This window comes from Sporosarcina sp. Y838, assembly GCF_056786515.1.
Window position 1 is genome coordinate 386,640 of record NZ_JBXCJD010000001.1, and the last position, 17,149, is coordinate 403,788.

At 42.1% G+C, this 17,149-nt stretch carries 15 protein-coding genes; 12 read left to right on the top strand and 3 right to left on the bottom strand.

What is annotated here, in order from left to right:
• Position 1 precedes the first annotated feature (1 nt).
• The 7 genes from AC1TO4_RS01865 to pyrE are packed head-to-tail and all read left to right on the top strand — an operon-like array spanning position 2 to position 8,592.
• Positions 2 to 1,279, top strand: coding sequence for a dihydroorotase (locus tag AC1TO4_RS01865; protein ID WP_482103910.1), 1,278 nt, complete (start codon positions 2 to 4; stop codon positions 1,277 to 1,279).
• A complete protein-coding gene (locus tag AC1TO4_RS01870; protein ID WP_482104039.1) occupies positions 1,279 to 2,379 on the top strand; it encodes a carbamoyl phosphate synthase small subunit in 1,101 nt (366 codons plus the stop codon). The genes AC1TO4_RS01865 and AC1TO4_RS01870 overlap by 1 nt, the downstream gene beginning before the upstream one ends.
• Positions 2,372 to 5,569 (top strand): carbamoyl-phosphate synthase large subunit, encoded by a 3,198-nt coding sequence (gene carB, locus AC1TO4_RS01875; RefSeq protein ID WP_482103911.1) that lies wholly within the window; start codon positions 2,372 to 2,374, stop codon positions 5,567 to 5,569. Before AC1TO4_RS01870 ends, carB begins: the two co-directional genes overlap by 8 nt.
• Entirely contained in the window at positions 5,566 to 6,342 is a 777-nt protein-coding gene (locus tag AC1TO4_RS01880) for a dihydroorotate dehydrogenase electron transfer subunit (protein ID WP_482103912.1), read from the top strand. The genes carB and AC1TO4_RS01880 overlap by 4 nt, the downstream gene beginning before the upstream one ends.
• On the top strand, positions 6,339 to 7,253 hold the full coding sequence (locus tag AC1TO4_RS01885) for a dihydroorotate dehydrogenase (protein ID WP_482103913.1): 915 nt from the start codon (positions 6,339 to 6,341) through the stop codon (positions 7,251 to 7,253). The genes AC1TO4_RS01880 and AC1TO4_RS01885 overlap by 4 nt, the downstream gene beginning before the upstream one ends.
• Positions 7,250 to 7,960, top strand: coding sequence for an orotidine-5'-phosphate decarboxylase (pyrF, locus tag AC1TO4_RS01890; protein WP_482103914.1), 711 nt, complete (start codon positions 7,250 to 7,252; stop codon positions 7,958 to 7,960). The genes AC1TO4_RS01885 and pyrF overlap by 4 nt, the downstream gene beginning before the upstream one ends.
• Before the next feature lie 2 nt (positions 7,961 to 7,962).
• Complete coding sequence (gene pyrE, locus AC1TO4_RS01895; RefSeq protein WP_482103915.1) at positions 7,963 to 8,592, top strand: orotate phosphoribosyltransferase; 630 nt, start codon at positions 7,963 to 7,965, stop codon at positions 8,590 to 8,592.
• A gap of 91 nt (positions 8,593 to 8,683) precedes the next feature.
• Here pyrE and AC1TO4_RS01900 read toward each other — a convergent pair whose 3' ends face one another.
• Both AC1TO4_RS01900 and AC1TO4_RS01905 read right to left on the bottom strand, forming a co-directional pair.
• Positions 8,684 to 8,968 carry a hypothetical protein gene (locus AC1TO4_RS01900; protein ID WP_482103916.1) on the bottom strand — a complete coding sequence of 95 codons (285 nt, stop codon included), beginning with the start codon at positions 8,966 to 8,968 and terminating at the stop codon, positions 8,684 to 8,686.
• A 129-nt stretch (positions 8,969 to 9,097) separates the two neighbouring features.
• Positions 9,098 to 9,355, bottom strand: coding sequence for a helix-turn-helix transcriptional regulator (locus AC1TO4_RS01905; RefSeq protein ID WP_482103917.1), 258 nt, complete (start codon positions 9,353 to 9,355; stop codon positions 9,098 to 9,100).
• A 159-nt stretch (positions 9,356 to 9,514) separates the two neighbouring features.
• On the opposite strand from AC1TO4_RS01905, the gene AC1TO4_RS01910 reads away from it, so the two are divergent.
• Positions 9,515 to 10,168, top strand: coding sequence for an XRE family transcriptional regulator (locus AC1TO4_RS01910; protein WP_482103918.1), 654 nt, complete (start codon positions 9,515 to 9,517; stop codon positions 10,166 to 10,168).
• A 65-nt stretch (positions 10,169 to 10,233) separates the two neighbouring features.
• On the opposite strand, the gene AC1TO4_RS01915 is transcribed toward AC1TO4_RS01910, so the two are convergent.
• Positions 10,234 to 11,922, bottom strand: coding sequence for an Rqc2 family fibronectin-binding protein (locus AC1TO4_RS01915; RefSeq protein ID WP_482103919.1), 1,689 nt, complete (start codon positions 11,920 to 11,922; stop codon positions 10,234 to 10,236).
• Between the two features lie 155 nt (positions 11,923 to 12,077).
• On the opposite strand from AC1TO4_RS01915, the gene gmk reads away from it, so the two are divergent.
• The 4 genes from gmk to priA all read left to right on the top strand — a co-directional run bounded on the left by gmk (position 12,078) and on the right by priA (position 16,645).
• A complete protein-coding gene (gene gmk, locus AC1TO4_RS01920; protein ID WP_482103920.1) occupies positions 12,078 to 12,695 on the top strand; it encodes a guanylate kinase in 618 nt (205 codons plus the stop codon).
• Positions 12,696 to 12,698: 3 nt separating this feature from the next.
• Positions 12,699 to 12,923 (top strand): DNA-directed RNA polymerase subunit omega, encoded by a 225-nt coding sequence (gene rpoZ, locus AC1TO4_RS01925; RefSeq protein ID WP_482100390.1) that lies wholly within the window; start codon positions 12,699 to 12,701, stop codon positions 12,921 to 12,923.
• Positions 12,924 to 13,023: 100 nt separating this feature from the next.
• The gene (gene coaBC / locus AC1TO4_RS01930) at positions 13,024 to 14,244 is read left to right on the top strand and encodes a bifunctional phosphopantothenoylcysteine decarboxylase/phosphopantothenate--cysteine ligase CoaBC (protein WP_482103921.1); all 1,221 of its coding nucleotides are present in this window, start codon (positions 13,024 to 13,026) and stop codon (positions 14,242 to 14,244) included.
• Positions 14,234 to 16,645, top strand: coding sequence for a primosomal protein N' (gene priA / locus AC1TO4_RS01935; RefSeq protein WP_482103922.1), 2,412 nt, complete (start codon positions 14,234 to 14,236; stop codon positions 16,643 to 16,645). Before coaBC ends, priA begins: the two co-directional genes overlap by 11 nt.
• Positions 16,646 to 17,149: the final 504 nt, after the last annotated feature.

The window sequence follows — 17,149 nt, forward strand, 5'->3', positions numbered from 1 at the left end:
CATGGAGAAACTGATTAAAGGGATTCAGATGCTTAACGAAGACGGAAAACTTATTACGACAGATGTAAAAATGACAGATGATAAAATCTCGGAAATAGGTCAGGAGCTAAATGCCGGGAGTGCACAAATCATCGATGGACAAGGACTTTTACTAGCACCAGGATTCATTGATGTCCACGTGCATCTACGGGAACCAGGCGGGGAGCATAAAGAGACAATTGAAAGTGGTACGCTAGCAGCAGCAAAAGGCGGTTACACGACAATCTGTGCAATGCCGAATACTAGGCCGGTTCCGGATACAAAAGAAAATCTGACTTTCGTCAATGAGTTGATAGCTCAGAAATCACTAATTCGAGTCCTTCCATACGCTTCCATTACAATTCGGGAAGCCGGAAAAGAACGCACGAATCTTGCGGAATTGAAAGAGTATGGCGCATTTGCATTCACAGATGACGGTGTTGGGGTGCAACAGGCAGGAATGATGTATGAAGCAATGCAAGATGCTGCCGAAATCGGAATGGCAATTGTTGCTCACTGTGAAGACAATACGCTCATCTACGGAGGCGCAATGCATGAGGGGAAACGCAATAAGGAGCTCGGTCTCCCTGGCATCCCTTCAATAGCGGAATCGGTCCATATCGCGCGGGATATTTTACTGGCTGAAGCGGCAGGCGCTCATTATCATGTTTGTCATGTTAGTACGAAAGAATCAGTTAGGGTTATACGTGATGCGAAAAAAGCAGGTATACATGTTACTGCAGAAGTAAGTCCGCATCACCTTCTTCTATCAGAAGACGATATTCCAGGAGATAACGCAGATTGGAAAATGAATCCACCGCTACGTGGAAAAGAGGATCTAATCGCATTGCGAGAAGGATTGCTTGATGGCACGCTCGATTTCATCGCAACAGATCATGCACCACATACTGCTGAAGAAAAAGCAGCAGGCTTTGCAAAAGCACCATTCGGCATTACAGGGTTTGAAACAGCTTTCCCGCTTCTTTATACGAACTTTGTTAAAGAAGGAATATGGACATTGCAACAACTCATCGATTGGATGACAAAAAAACCCGCTGATGTATTCGGGTTGCCATATGGGAAAATCGAAGTCGGCGCTACTGCAGATCTAGTGTTCCTCGATTTGAATAAAGAAGAAAAAATAGACCGGACGACATTTGTCTCAAATGGCAAGAACACGCCATTTGACGGTTGGACATGTACAGGATGGCCAGTGAAAACAATATTCGGTGGAAAAGTAGTCTGGGAGGATGGACAATGATGAAAAAAAGAATGCTAATTTTAGAAGACGGTACAATTTTTGAAGGAACTGCTTTTGGTTCCGATGCAGCCTCAATCGGTGAAACAGTATTCACAACAGGAATGACAGGTTATCAAGAAACCATATCGAACCCATCAGGTGCAGGACAAATTATTGTTATGACTTACCCACTTATCGGTAATTACGGTATTAACCGAGACGATTACGAGTCAATTGAACTGGCGGCAAGCGGCGTAGTTGTCCGTGAACTGGCAGAAGAACCGTCTAACTTCCGCAGTATCATGACACTTTGCGAACTGCTGACGATGAAAGGTATTCCTGGAATCCAAGGTATCGATACTCGTAAATTAACAAGGCTGTTGCGAGACAAAGGGTCACTAAAAGGTATTTTGACAGCTGCTGGGGAACAAGTGAACGTGCAAGAAATGGTTGAGCAAGCCGTATCTTATACTTTGCCTACAGATCTAGTTGCCCGCGTTTCAACGAAGAAACCGTATCCAAGCCCTGGCCGTGGAGAGCGTGTTATCCTAATCGATTACGGCATGAAACATGGTATTTTACGTGAATTAAACGATAGAGATTGCGACGTGATTGTAGTACCTTATAACACTTCGACAAAAGAAATCCTTGCTTTATCACCAGATGGTATTGTGTTGTCAAACGGGCCAGGTAATCCGGAAGATGTAGAGGGCACGGTTGAAACAATTAGAGATTTGTTAGGAAAAGCCCCAATCTTCGGGATCGGCCTTGGTCATCAGCTGTTTTCCATAGCTTGCGGAGCACAGACAGTGAAATTGAAAAACAGCCATATGGGTGGCAATCACCCAGTAAAAGATTTAACGACGGGTCGTACAGAACTGACATCTCAAAGTCATGGCTATGCAGTAGATGAAAAATCACTCGTGGGTACTGGTCTTGAAGTGACACATAGAGCACTTAATGATTCATCTGTTGAAGGCGTGAAAAGCACAAAATACGCTGCATTTTCCGTTCAGTTTCATCCAGAAGCATCACCAGGACCGGAAGACTCAAAACATCTTTTTGACAGATTTATGGAATTAATGAATACGAGCAGCCGAAAGGAGAATTTCAATGCCTAAACGTACAGATATTGAAACTATATTAGTAATTGGATCAGGTCCCATTGTTATCGGACAGGCGGCGGAATTTGACTATGCCGGAACACAAGCATGTCTTTCATTGAAAGAAGAAGGTTATCGCGTTATTCTTATCAACTCGAATCCTGCTACGATAATGACGGATACGGAGATTGCAGACAAAGTATATATTGAACCCCTTACACTCGAATTTGTTAGCCGTATTATTCGAAAAGAACGTCCGGATGCACTTCTACCTACACTAGGTGGACAAACGGGTCTTAACATGGCGATTGAGCTACACGATTCAGGTATTTTGGATGAACTCGACATTGAGATTCTCGGGACAAAGCTTCATGCAATACACCAAGCAGAAGACCGTGACTTATTCCGTTCACTGATGAACGAATTAGGTGAACCTGTACCTGATAGTGATATTATCCACAACCTTGAAGAGGCGTATGCACTTGTTGAAAGAATCGGTTATCCGGTTATCGTTCGTCCTGCATTTACATTGGGTGGGACTGGCGGAGGAATCTGTTATAACGATTCAGATCTCGATGAAATCGTCACAGGCGGCTTAAAATACAGTCCAGTTACGCAATGTTTGTTAGAGAAGTCTATTGCAGGCTACAAGGAAATTGAATATGAAGTGGTACGAGATTCTGCGGACAATGCAATTATTGTTTGTAATATGGAGAACGTAGATGCTGTTGGGATTCACACAGGTGATTCAATTGTTGCAGCTCCACTTCAAACATTGACAGATCGAGAAAATCAGATGCTGCGCAATGTGTCATTGAAAATTGTTCGAGCGCTGAAAATCGAAGGCGGATGTAATGTCCAACTTGCACTCGATCCATTTAGCTTCAACTATTACATTATTGAAGTGAATCCTCGCGTTAGCCGTTCTTCTGCGCTAGCGTCTAAAGCGACGGGCTATCCAATCGCAAAAATCGCAGCAAAAATCGCGGTTGGACTCACGCTCGACGAAATGATGAATCCAGTAACAGGGACGACATACGCATGTTTCGAACCAACGCTCGATTACATCGTGACAAAAATTCCACGCTGGCCGTTTGATAAATTCGAATCTGCTAAACGGAACCTAGGCACGCAAATGAAAGCGACTGGCGAAGTAATGGCAATTGGTCGTACATTCGAAGAATCAATCTTAAAAGCAGTTCGCTCGCTAGAAACTGGCCAATTCGGCTTATCATTGAAAAATGGAACGACGATGACTGACGAGTGGATTGAAAAACGAATTCGTCGTGCGGGTGATGAGCGTTTGTTCTTCATCGGCGAAGCATTCCGTAGGGGCGCTACAGTTGAAACGATTAACGAGTGGAGTCAAATTGACCCATTCTTCCTTCGCAAGTTTCAAAAAATCGTGCAATTTGAAGTCGAAGTAAAGGGAAATCCTTTCCATTATGAAACTTTACGTACAGCAAAACGTATGGGCTTCTCAGATGTAACGATTGCAGAACTGTGGAACACAGACGAGCGAGTAGTATACGACTGGCGGAAAGAGCATGGCCTTATTCCAGTTTATAAAAAAGTCGATACTTGTGCTGGCGAATTTGAATCGGATACGCCCTATTTTTACGGCACGTACGAGGATGAAAATGAATCGATTAAATCGGATAAAAAGAGTGTCATAGTTCTCGGGTCGGGCCCGATTCGTATTGGACAAGGTGTCGAGTTCGATTATGCAACGGTCCACTCTGTTTGGGCAATTCAAGAAGCGGGCTATGAAGCAATCATTATTAACAACAATCCCGAAACGGTGTCGACAGACTTTTCGATTTCGGACAAATTATACTTTGAGCCACTGACAATCGAAGATGTAATGCACATCGTTGATCTTGAGCAGCCTGAAGGAGTCATCGTACAATTCGGTGGACAAACAGCTATCAACTTGGCAGCTGGCCTTGAAGCACGCGGAGTGAAAATCTTAGGAACTTCGTTGGAAAATACGGACCGTGCGGAAAACCGTAATAAGTTTGAAAGTGCATTGCGTGAAATTGGAATTCCGCAGCCACTTGGAAAAACAGCTGTCTCTGTACCGGAAGCTGTCGCGATTGCAAATGAAATCGGTTATCCCGTACTCGTAAGGCCTTCCTATGTTTTAGGAGGACGTGCGATGGAGATTGTTTACCACGAAGAGGAACTGCTTTATTACATGGAGCATGCTGTTGAAGCGAGTCCTGACCATCCCGTACTCGTCGATCGCTACTTGACAGGAACTGAAATTGAAGTCGACGGAATATGTGACGGAGAAAATGTACTAATTCCAGGTATTATGGAACATATTGAACGTGCAGGCGTTCACTCCGGTGACTCGATTGCCGTATTCCCGCCGCAAAACTTATCGGCTTCTCAGCTAGAAACAATTGCTGATTATACGACTCGCCTTGCAAAAGGGCTTGGAATAATTGGACTTCTCAATATCCAGTTCGTTATATCGGAAGGGCAAGTATACGTAATTGAAGTGAATCCACGGTCAAGCCGAACGGTTCCTTTCCTAAGTAAAATTACAAACATTCCGATGGCTAACATTGCAACAAAAGCAATTCTGGGCCAATCAATTATCGAACAAGGTTATAAAGATGGACTTGCTCCGGCACCGTCAGGCGTCTACGTCAAAGTACCCGTCTTCTCGTTTGCGAAATTACGCCGTGTTGATATCACACTCGGACCTGAAATGAAGTCAACTGGAGAAGTTATGGGTAAAGACATTACACTTGAAAAAGCCTTGTACAAAGGTCTTGTTGCGGCAGGAATGGAAATAAAAGAATATGGTTCCGTTATAATGACTGTTTCGGACAAAGATAAAGAAGAGATAGTCAGCATAGCGAAGCGCTTTACGGATATAGGTTATCGTATCTTGGCAACGTCAGGTACAGCTTCTGTTTTAGAAAACGCAGGGATCCAAGTGAAAACAATTGGGAAAATCGGTTCAGAAGGACCAACGCTTCTGGATGTTATTCAAAAAGGAAAAGCTCAAATTATTATCAATACACTGACTAAAGGGAAACAGCCCGCACGTGATGGCTTTAGAATTCGCCGCGAATCAGTTGAAAATGGAATTCCTTGTTTCACTTCACTTGATACAGCAGATGCAATGTTGCGTGTCATTGAATCGATGACATTCCAAACTGAGGAAATGGGGAAAGTGGAGGAGACTATATGATCTTACAAGATCGAATGACGGTAACTTCACAACGACAAATAGCTCATAATATATTTGAAATGACGTTAAAAGGTAAGTTGGTCGGGGAAATTTCTTCCCCGGGCCAGTTTGTTCACATTCGAGTATCTGATTCATTTGAACCACTGTTAAGACGTCCAATCTCAATCGCTTCCATAGACCACATTGCTGGGGAAATGACCATTATTTATCGCGCTGAAGGCCGTGGGACTACAATTCTTTCAGAGAAACGAACTGATGATAAAATTGATGTACTCGGTCCTCTAGGCAACGGTTTTCCAGTCAAAGAAACGGCGTCTGGTGAGACAGCTATTTTAATCGGGGGAGGAATAGGTGTACCTCCGTTATATGAGCTATCGAAACAATTAACAGCTGAAGGTGTGAAATGCACGCACGTCTTAGGTTTCCAATCAAAGGACGTTGTATTCTATGAAGAGGAATTCAACCAGCTTGGTGAAACACATATCGTGACTGTTGACGGCTCACAGGGAACGGCAGGATTTGTAACAAATGTTATGTCAGAACTTGATAATGAGTTCTCGACGTATTACAGCTGCGGTCCAATGCCGATGCTTGAAGCAGTGCAAAAGATGTATGTAGGGAAAAAAGGATTTCTATCATTCGAGCAGCGAATGGGTTGCGGCATTGGAGCCTGTTTCGCATGTGTTTGTCAAACAACGGAAGGGTCCGAAAAAGCATATATTAAAGTATGTTCAGATGGTCCTGTTTTCCCGGCAGGGGTGGTGGCAATATGAATCGATTATCTATTGAATTACCAGGTTTGTCGTTAAAAAATCCAATTATGCCTGCTTCCGGTTGTTTCGGGTTTGGTAAAGAGTATGGTCAGCTATATGATTTGTCAATACTTGGTGCGATTATGATCAAAGCAACTACACTTGAAACAAGGCTCGGTAATCCAACGCCGCGTGTAGCTGAAACAGCATCTGGTATGTTGAATGCAATTGGATTGCAAAATCCGGGATTGAAGGGTGTTTTAGAAGGCGAATTACCATGGTTGGAGCAGTTTGATGTTCCAATTATCGCAAACGTTGCAGGCACAGAAACGGCTGATTATGTGGAAGTAGCGAAAGCTGTATCCCAGGCGCCGAACGTCAAAGCGCTTGAACTCAATATTTCTTGTCCAAACGTTAAGGCGGGTGGCATCACTTTTGGAACAGATCCAGAAATTGCAAGAGAACTGACAAGAGCGGTTAAAGAAGTATCTGCAGTTCCGGTTTATGTCAAACTATCTCCAAATGTCACTGATATTAAGGATATTGCACAGGCGGTCGAAGCAGGAGGAGCGGATGGAATTACGATGATCAATACGCTGATTGGTATGCGTCTTGATCAGAAAACAGGTCGGCCCGTTATTGCGAACGGTACAGGCGGTTTGTCCGGCCCTGCAGTTAAACCGGTAGCCATTCGAATGGTTTATGAAGTAAGTAAAGCGGTCAATATTCCGATAATCGGAATGGGCGGTGTCACGGAAACGGCTGACATTATCGACTTTATGTCTGCGGGTGCAAGTGCCGTAGCGGTAGGCACAGCGAACTTCGTCAATCCATTCGTTTGTCCGCAAATCATAGAGCAATTGCCTGCTAAGCTAGATGAGCTAGGAATAGGTCATATTTCAGAGCTGATCGGAAGGAGCCACCGTCTATGAAATCATCCCCAATTATTGCACTTGATTTTGATTCGTCCGAAAGAACGTTTGAATTTCTCCGAGCATTTGACGGAGACATCAATGTGAAAGTGGGCATGCAGCTTTATTATAAAGAAGGTCCTGCAGTTGTGGCTCGCTTAAAAGAACTGGGATATGATGTGTTCTTAGATTTGAAACTGCATGATATTCCAAATACAGTAAAGTCTGCGATGGAAGTGCTTGCTGGATTCGGCGTTGACCTGTTAAACGTTCATGTTGCTGGCGGCAAGGCAATGATGGAAGCGGCACTTGAAGGTCTTGATAAGGGGACCCCTTCAGGGATAGCACGTCCTTCATTAATTGGTGTAACACAACTTACTTCAACGGATGAGCGGCAAGTTCGTGAAGAGCAGTTGATTCATGTCTCACTAGAAGATTCTGTTTCCCACTATGCAAAACTGTCAAAATCGGCAGGACTCGATGGTGTCGTTTGTTCGGTCCATGAGGCAACAGCCATTGCGAATGTTTGCGGAGAAAAGTTCTTCAAAGTCACGCCAGGCATACGTCTTTCAGATGGCGGAGCACATGATCAGAAAAGAATTGCAACGCCCGATGAAGCGCGTCTCGCCGGTTCAACCCATATCGTCGTAGGTAGAGCGATTACGGGTGCGACTGATCCAAGGGCGGCTTATGAACAAATAAATGAACTTTGGAAGGGGACAAAATAGAAATGATAAAAAAAGAAGTCGCTGAAATCCTGTTAAATGTAGGAGCGGTAGAATTAAGTCCTGACGAACCCTTTACATGGGCATCAGGTATTGAATCCCCCATCTATTGTGACAACCGCTTGACGATGTCAGATCCAATTGGCCGTAAAAAAATAGCTCAAGGGCTTTCGGAATTGATTCGTGAAAATTATCCTGAAACAACAGTCATCGCAGGAACGGCGACAGCCGGAATTCCACACGCTGCTTGGGTTGCGGACATTCTTGGACTGCCGATGGTCTATATCCGTTCAACAGCAAAAGGACACGGACGTAGTCGTCAAATTGAAGGAAAGATTGCCGATTCAGATAAGGCGGTCATTATAGAAGACTTGATTTCTACAGGGGGTAGTAGCCTAAATGCTGCTGAAGCTTTGCGCTCTGAAGGAATTGAAGTGACTGGAATTGTATCGATATTTACATATGAACTTCAAAGTGCAGATGAAACATTTGCTAAGGCGGGATTGACGTATAAGAGTCTGACTGATTTCGGCGCACTTGCTGAAGTGGCAAAAGACAATGGTGCGATCAATAAAGATTCAATGGCAAGTTTACTTACTTGGCATGGTAATTTAAAAGCAGGTCTATTAAAATAAAAAATGCTATTCCACATGATTATCACCATGTGGAATAGCATTTTTTTATTTACTAGAAAAGTGAACTTTATTTATTGTAAAAAAAGATTTATTAGGTATTTTTATGGTTGATATTGACTTCTTCTGCGAGCTGCGAAAGTTTTAGTAAGGCTATTCTGCGCTGGTTATACTGTTGTTTATTTATTTTATTTTCTTTATTTAAAATCTCTAATAGTTCATACATAGGGACTAATTGTTTTAAAAGAGCTTCTTCAAGTTTATTTTCGTTAGCTGAAGCTAAAAGTTCTGTAATGCTAGTTTGAAATGGCTTCGATTGTTCATGCATGATACTTGAAATAAGTACCTTAACGTCACCTTGAAAGTTTTTAATGTCCATATTATGGTGCAACCCCTTAAAGAAATAGTCTAAGACAACTTAACGTTTTAATTAAAAGGAAAGGTTCATGATGTAGTTCTTTGACAGACTAATTTTAATGTGGGACAATTCAGTTAATATTTGTGTTAGCTATTTATTTGACTTTCGTGGATTACTTAGAGTAATATCTTTCCCGAAAAAAATATATTTCGAAGGCATTTGAAATACTTCTTCCAATTTCAATATTTGAGTAAATGAAATGTTAGAAGAATCTTCTTCCCATGCTTCGTATGTAGTTGTACTAACACCAATTTTTTCTGCGAGTTCAGGAGAATTCATCCCATATTTCAGTCGTAAGGAATGAAGTGTTTGAATTAGGTAAAATGGCACTTCATTTTCAGATGTCACATAGTTCACCCTTTCTATACTGATTATATATTACTAAAAGTGATATAAAAAGACAAGTGTCGTGGGAATAGTTACTACAAGCTATATTTCCGGAATTAAATTAAGATCACTTCCAAAATGATGTACAATTAGTATGAGATGTAAATGGAGGTCCTATTCATGAACAATTTTGTACAAGACCTATTTTCCAGACGGTTGAAACGATTAAGAGATAGAAATAGAATAACAATGGTAGAACTTGCAGACGCAATAGGAATGAGTCAAGCCACGATTTCGGAATGGGAAAAGGGCAATAAATTTCCGAGGGCGGGGGCATTACAACAATTGGCGAATTACTTTGAAGTTCCGATGGAATATTTCTTTAAAGGGAACTCTTTCCCCCTAGCTAAAACAGTAGCCTTAGGATGTATGCCTTCAATTAAAGCCAGTGTACTTTCTCATACAGATGGAATAGAATGCGATGATGCAGAACTTATTAAACTACCAACTAGTTTTTTAGGGAAATACGCGCAAGACGAGAACCTGGTAGCGTTCAAAGTAATAGGAGATAGTATGAATTTACTTTTTCCCGATGGTTCTCCACTCGTAGCAAAAATAATTGAGCAAGATGACATAAAAGACGGAGATATTGCTGTTTACTGTGTTGACAATGAATACGCTGTCAGACGTTACAGAAAAATTGAACAGCAAGAAGTGATTGTGTTAAGTCCCGAGTCAACAAATGAAAACTTTTACGATTATGTAGTGCCGTTCAATAATCAGAATAACTTTGAGATAATTGCAAAAGTAGTTTGGTACGGGGTATCCGTTTAGTAATGGATGCTCAATCTGTAAAAAAATGCTAATCCACATGGAATATCCATATGAATTAGCATTTTTTATTTTTTAAGTTTCATCACTATATCTTCATCAGGGTCTACTAATATCGTTTTTTGTTCAAAGTAGATGACGAATCCAGGTTTCGAACCATTTGGTTTTTTAACATGGCGCACTTCCGTATAGTCAACTGGTACAGCTGAAGAACCGCGAGCTTTACTGAAGTATGCAGATAGAATTGCTGCTTCGCGAATCGTTTCATCATCGGGATTAGCGTCATGGATAACAACGTGTGATCCCGGTATATCTTTTGTATGAAGCCAAGTTTGTTCTCTAGAAGCAAGCTTAAATGTTAAATAATCATTTTGCTTATTGTTTTTACCAACAGAAATTTTCAGGCCTGCAGATGAAATGAATGTTTCAGGCACTGGTTTTTTCGGTTTAAGCTTCTTTTTTGACTTACGAGCCTTTAAAAAGCCAAGTTCCGCTAGTTCTTCACGTATTTCTGCGATGTCTATAGGGGATGCTTGCAGTACTTGTTGTTTTATCATTTCGAAGTAAGCGATATCCTCTGCTGCTTTTTCGAGTTGCTCTGCAATCATGATAAGCGCCGTTTTCGCTTTTGAATAACGTGAATAAAAGCGTTGCGCGTTATCAATCGGAGATTTCCTAGGATCTAGCGGAATTGTTACGGTAGTGCCTTCATCGTAATAGTTGGAGACAGTTGCTTCCGTTGCACCTTTTTCAATGGCGTAGCTATTTGCAGTAAGTAACTCTCCATAAAGCTGAAACGTATCTAGCTTCCCGGCAGCTTCTTTTTCTTTTATAAGCTTCTTCACTTTTAGATTCAATTTGGCTACTTCGTTGTCTAGCCAACGTTCTAGGTCTGCGGCTTGAGATTTGACACGTTCTCTTTCAGCCCGTGCGAAATACACTTTATCCAACAAGTCACCGAGCGTATTATATTGTGCAAGCTTATTGTCCGCGTATGTCAGTTCAGTTGCAGAGAAAATGGTTTTGGTCCCGACTTCGGAAATGTTTGGTGTGCTTCCTACTCCATTGAATGAAGCGAGGAGAGTTGTGAACACTGAATATTTGTCGGCCTTCGCTTCTTTGAACCTGAACAGTAATTCTTCCGCATTAATCGGAGAAAAACCAGAAAATTTCTGGACAACATCACGAGCGCTTTCTAAATCAGGGTACAATTCATTAAATTGTTGCTCAGTGACTGTAAATGGATTTAATTTATCTTGTGGTGGTGCGGGTATGAAAGGTTGTCCGGGCAATATCGTCCGGTAACTATTCACCGATGGCGGCAAGTGTTTCATACTTTCGATGATGATATTACGTTCCGGATCGACAAGCAGCAAGTTACTGTGTCTACCCATAATTTCGATGTATAATCTTCTGTTAATTTCATCCCCAATTTCATTTTTTGCCTTGACATCCATTGTGATAATCCTGTCTGTGCCGAATTGACCGATAGATGTAATCGAACCACCTTCCAGATGTTTTCGAAGAACCATGCAAAACAAAGGAGGTTCAGATGGGTTTGTAATTGCTTCTTCTGTCAGTTGGATACGTGAATAAGATGAATGAATTGAAATTAGAAGTTTTTGATTTTTGCCATCTGCACGTATTAGAAATACAACTTCCTGTGCGTTAGGCTGATGGATTTTAGAAATACGTCCATTTTGTAAGACTTGTAGTTCCTGCACCATTGCCGTTGTGAATAAACCATCAAATGCCATACGGATTCCTCTTTCAAATCGTTTTTCCCCATTTTAGCACTACAACGACCTTATATGGTATAATATGAACAGATTGTTTCAATCAATTGAGTGCAACATCGGCTTGATTATGCCAATAATCACCGTAAATCAGATTAGATAAGAAGAGGGATCGCATGTATAAAAAACGTGGGCTTCTAATCGTCCTGTCCGGACCATCTGGTGTGGGCAAAGGGACGGTTCGAAAAGAGCTTTTTACACAACCGGATACAAACTACGAATACTCTATCTCGATGACAACGAGAAGTCCACGTGAAGGCGAAGTGGATGGCGTTGATTACTTTTTCAAGTCTAGAGATGAATTTGAACGGTTAATCGAGGAAGGTAAACTTCTGGAATACGCAGAGTATGTAGGCAATTATTACGGTACTCCGCTTGATTATGTCAATGAAACGCTCGATGCAGGGAGAGATGTATTCCTTGAGATTGAAGTCGTCGGAGCAGCACAGGTAAGGTCAAAAGTTCCAGACGGGCTATTTATATTCCTCGCACCCCCAAGTTTGTCGGAGTTGGAAGATCGGTTAGTTGGAAGAGGAACCGAAAAAGCCGATGTTATTGCATCGCGTATATTGAAAGCGCGTGATGAGTTTGAAATGATGAACTTGTACGATTACGTCGTGGAAAACGACGAAGTAACAAATGCCTGCGAACGTATTAATGCAATTGTCATCGCAGAACATTGCCGCAGAGAACGTGTAGAAAAGTTATATTTAGGTATGCTGAGAGGGGAATAAATCATGTTAACTCCATCAATCGATTCGTTAAAAGAGAAAATTGATTCAAAATACACACTCGTAACACTCGCTTCAAAACGAGCACGTCAAATGCAGGAGGAAGGGACTAAACTCCTTTCTTCTTATGACTCTAAAAAGAATGTAGGCAAAGCACTTGAAGAAGTTGCTGCTGGCGTTTTATCGAAAAAGAAATCGGACGATTCTATCGTTTATGAAGATGAAGTGTAATAAAAGTTCCAGGTTTAAAATTAGTGTCTAAATAGATAAATGTGATACTCCCTTAGAAATGTGTTTTTCTTTGGGAGTTTGTCATTTTAGAAGGGAAGAGATGAAGTTGTTAAATAAAAAAATCCTCCTTTGTGTAACTGGCGGAATCGCGGTCTATAAAGCTGTTGCACTTGTTAGTAAGCTATCACAGGCCGGGGCAACAGTGAGGGTCATCATGACGGAGTCTGCAAAAGAATTTGTTACACCTTTGACATTCCAAGCGATGTCACGGAATGATGTTTACTTTGATACATTCGATGAGAAAGAGTCTAGTGTTATAGCGCATATCGACTTGGCTGATTGGGCTGATTTAGTAGTTGTTGCTCCGGCAACAGCGAACGTTATAGGTAAACTGGCGAATGGCATTTCCGATGATATGGTAACAACAACTCTTTTGGCTACTCAGGCAGAAGTTTGGATTGCTCCAGCTATGAACATTCACATGTATGAAAATAAAGCAGTTATCCGAAATATTAAAACGTTGCACGAAGATGGCTACAAATTCATTGAGCCGTCCGTTGGCTTTTTGGCATGCGGCTATGTAGGGAAAGGGCGTTTGGAAGAGCCAGAAAAGATTGTGGACCTGATAGAAAATCGGTTTGCTACGAAAAAAAACCTACCTCTTGAAGGAAAGAAAGTTGTAATTACAGCTGGTCCTACACGTGAAAGAATCGATCCGGTAAGATATGTGTCGAATTTTTCAAGCGGTAAAATGGGCTATGCGATGGCGGAAGCAGCTGTGGCGCTAGGTGCTGAAACCGTTCTAATTTCAGGACCTGTCGGATTGGACAAGCCGGTTGGTGTAACTGTCATTGATGTAGAAAGTGCTGCAGAGATGTACGAAGCAGTCCTTGGGCAATTCGATGATGCGTCAATTGTTATAAAAGCTGCTGCCGTCGCAGATTACCGTCCGAGAGAGATTCACGCTCAAAAGATAAAAAAGCAAGCGGGAGATTCCGTCATTGAGCTTGAAAGAACAACTGATATATTGAAGACGATAGGGACAATGAAAACAGATCAGATTCTTGTCGGTTTTGCTGCGGAAACTGAAAATGTAATCAACTATGGTTTGGGCAAAATGGAAAGTAAAAATCTCGATTACATAATCATTAATGATGTGACAGATCCAGAAGCGGGATTCGGAAGAGATACAAATGTCGTAACACTCTTGTCAAAATACGGAATGCAAAAACCTTTCCTTGCAATGCCTAAAAAAGAATTGGCGCTCCTACTTCTGGAAAATATAATTCAAGAAGAAAGTGAACAACTCAATGATTGCTGAAGTCATTGTAGATGTGGCGGCTTATCCAATTGACAGGCCGTTTGATTACCTCGTTCCAGAATCAATGGAATCCGTAATCGAACCCGGAGTACGAGTAAAAGTACCATTCGGACCTAGGAAAGTGCTTGGTTATGTAACAAAGCTAAAAGGGGAAAGCGACCTTGCTTTGTCAAAAGTGAAACCAATTGATGAGCTTATTGATTTGGATCCTGTCATTTCCCATGAACTGCTCGAATTATCCGGATGGCTTGCAGTAGAAACTTTGTCCTATGAAATAGATGCGCTACAGGTAATGCTGCCTTCCGCAATGCGTGCCAAATATGAAAAGTTCATTGTCGTCGAGGAGCCCGCACGTATCGTCGACGAAGATTTTATTGCTTTTCTATCGGGTAGGAAGCGAATTAAGCTAAAAGAAGTAGACACATCCGATCTTATGAAAATATTAAAAAGCTATGCGAGTCAAGGAATTGTTTCGGTAGATACAGCCGTAGGTCAGCAAACGGCTGTGAAAAAAGTGCGAATGATTCGTATGGCAGATGAAAAGAAACTCCTTGAATTGTACGATTCCGTTCATCTAAAAGCGAAAAAACAAGCGGAATTGATTCAGTGGATGATTGAACGCGCTGAGAAGACAATCAGTGCGAAACAACTAATGGAACAATCAGGTATTCAACCAGCTATTTTAAAAGCGGTTATTGAAAGAGGGGCAGCTTTTGAGGAATCAGCGGAAGTCTATCGTGAACCTGATGCACCACAATTAAAAGATACGGCAATTCCGGAGCAGTTGACGAGTGAGCAGCAAATTGCCCTTGATCACATCTCGACTGCTTCAGATGAACAACATGCTGAGTCTTTCCTACTTCATGGAGTGACTGGTAGCGGTAAAACTGAAGTGTATTTACAGGCTATTAAACGTGTGTTGGATAAAGGCAAAGAGGCAATCGTCCTTGTACCGGAAATTGCGTTAACACCGCAAATGACATCCCGATTTCTTGCTCGTTTCGGGGCGTTAGTCGCAGTTATGCACAGCGGGTTGTCTGCAGGTGAAAAATACGATGAGTGGCGAAAAATAAAACGTGGGGAAGTAAAAGTAGTTGTCGGTGCAAGGTCGGCGGTATTTGCACCTTTCGAAAATTTAGGCATCATTATTTTAGACGAAGAGCATGAGTCAACCTATAAACAAGATGATACCCCGCGCTACCATGCTAGGGATGTAGCCATTAGACGCGCGAAATATTACAATTGTCCAGTCGTTCTCGGCAGTGCAACGCCTTCATTGGAGTCATATGCGCGGGCATCAAAAGGTGTATATACACTGCTGACGCTGACTAAACGACCGAGAGATCAAGCCCTGCCTACAGTAAATGTAGTTGATATGCGAGAAGAATTGAAGTTAGGTAACCGCTCGATGTTTTCATTGCCACTTGCCGAGGCAATCCGCATACGATTGGAGAAAAGAGAACAAATCGTTCTGTTTCTTAACAAGCGCGGCTTTTCATCATTCGTTCTCTGTAGAGATTGCGGTACAGTTGTCGAATGTCCAAACTGTGATATCTCGCTCACCTACCACCGTGCACATGAACAGCTGAAATGTCATTATTGCGGTCATGAAGAACGCGTCCCACAAGTTTGTCCAGAGTGTAAAAGTGAACATATACGTTTTTTTGGAACAGGGACTCAAAAAGCCCAAGAAGAAATTGCAAAACTGTTTCCCGAAGCACGAGTCCTTCGAATGGACGTAGATACAACAAGACAAAAAGGTTCACATGAACGGTTGCTCAGGCAGTTCAGTGAAGGGAATGCCGATATTCTGCTCGGTACGCAAATGATTGCTAAAGGGCTTGATTTCCCTAATATCACACTAGTAGGAGTCCTCGCGGCGGATACAACACTGCATCTAGCCGATTTTCGTGCCGCAGAAAAAACCTTTCAACTGATGACGCAGGTGAGTGGACGTGCCGGACGTCATGAATTGCCTGGAGAGGTGTTCATTCAGACCTATTCTCCTGAACATTATGCAATCGATTTGGCCAAAGCCCAACATTATGAACCGTTTTACAATATGGAAATGGCCGCGAGAAGACAATATGGCTATCCGCCTTTCTATTTCGTCACACTCGTTCAGTTCACACATGAGGATTTATTGAAAGTAGCTGACTTTGCGGATAAAGGTGCACGCTATTTGAAAGCCAATTTGTCTGCAGATACTGTCGTCATTGGACCGACTGCAGCCGCCATTAGTCGAGTTAACAATCGATATCGCTACCAATGTTTGATAAAATATAAAAAAGAGCCCAAGTTAACAGAAACGCTCCAACAGCTCATTAAATACTACCGTACGGATTGGATAAAATCAGGTCTGACAATGACGGTTGACGTAGAACCCGCGTCTATTTACTAAACAAAAGCGTAGAGTGCCGCCTAGATGCGACAGGCATAAGGGGGCTGGCTGCGCGGCGTTCTTCAGCCGCACTGCCGGACCAACTTATGACCCGAGCATCTGGCACTCGTAGCTGGACTAAACAAAAGCGTAGAGTGCCGCCTAGATGCGACAGGCATAAGGTGGGCTGGCGACGCGGCGTTCTTTAGCCGCACAGCCTGACTGCCTTATGACCCGAGCATCTGGCACTCGTAGCTGGACTGATCAAAAGCTTAACGAGGAATCTCTAAGTTGAATTATCCCCAATATAAAAATTTTTAGATGAGTCAATATCATAATTGTTTATTTTGATTGAAAACTCTAACGTAAACGAAATTTCTTAATCAAATATTCATTTGCATGGATTTTCGTTGATTGTAACGGAAAGCGTCCGCCTCTCGTTACAATCAACCTTGTTCGGATTTTAAGACAAAATCCTCTATTATGAAATTGATTCAGACACCATAGATAGAAAAGAGGAATAGT

Coding starts and splice junctions, on each gene's coding strand:
- coaBC (WP_482103921.1), top strand. CDS start 13,024: ATGAAGTTGTTAAATAAAAAAATCCTCCTTTGTGTAACTGGCGGAATC.
- rpoZ (WP_482100390.1), top strand. CDS start 12,699: ATGTTAACTCCATCAATCGATTCGTTAAAAGAGAAAATTGATTCAAAA.
- priA (WP_482103922.1), top strand. CDS start 14,234: ATGATTGCTGAAGTCATTGTAGATGTGGCGGCTTATCCAATTGACAGG.
- AC1TO4_RS01885 (WP_482103913.1), top strand. CDS start 6,339: ATGAATCGATTATCTATTGAATTACCAGGTTTGTCGTTAAAAAATCCA.
- carB (WP_482103911.1), top strand. CDS start 2,372: ATGCCTAAACGTACAGATATTGAAACTATATTAGTAATTGGATCAGGT.
- pyrE (WP_482103915.1), top strand. CDS start 7,963: ATGATAAAAAAAGAAGTCGCTGAAATCCTGTTAAATGTAGGAGCGGTA.
- AC1TO4_RS01880 (WP_482103912.1), top strand. CDS start 5,566: ATGATCTTACAAGATCGAATGACGGTAACTTCACAACGACAAATAGCT.
- AC1TO4_RS01865 (WP_482103910.1), top strand. CDS start 2: ATGGAGAAACTGATTAAAGGGATTCAGATGCTTAACGAAGACGGAAAA.
- AC1TO4_RS01910 (WP_482103918.1), top strand. CDS start 9,515: ATGAACAATTTTGTACAAGACCTATTTTCCAGACGGTTGAAACGATTA.
- AC1TO4_RS01870 (WP_482104039.1), top strand. CDS start 1,279: ATGAAAAAAAGAATGCTAATTTTAGAAGACGGTACAATTTTTGAAGGA.
- AC1TO4_RS01915 (WP_482103919.1), bottom strand. CDS start 11,922: ATGGCATTTGATGGTTTATTCACAACGGCAATGGTGCAGGAACTACAA.
- AC1TO4_RS01900 (WP_482103916.1), bottom strand. CDS start 8,968: ATGGACATTAAAAACTTTCAAGGTGACGTTAAGGTACTTATTTCAAGT.
- gmk (WP_482103920.1), top strand. CDS start 12,078: ATGTATAAAAAACGTGGGCTTCTAATCGTCCTGTCCGGACCATCTGGT.
- pyrF (WP_482103914.1), top strand. CDS start 7,250: ATGAAATCATCCCCAATTATTGCACTTGATTTTGATTCGTCCGAAAGA.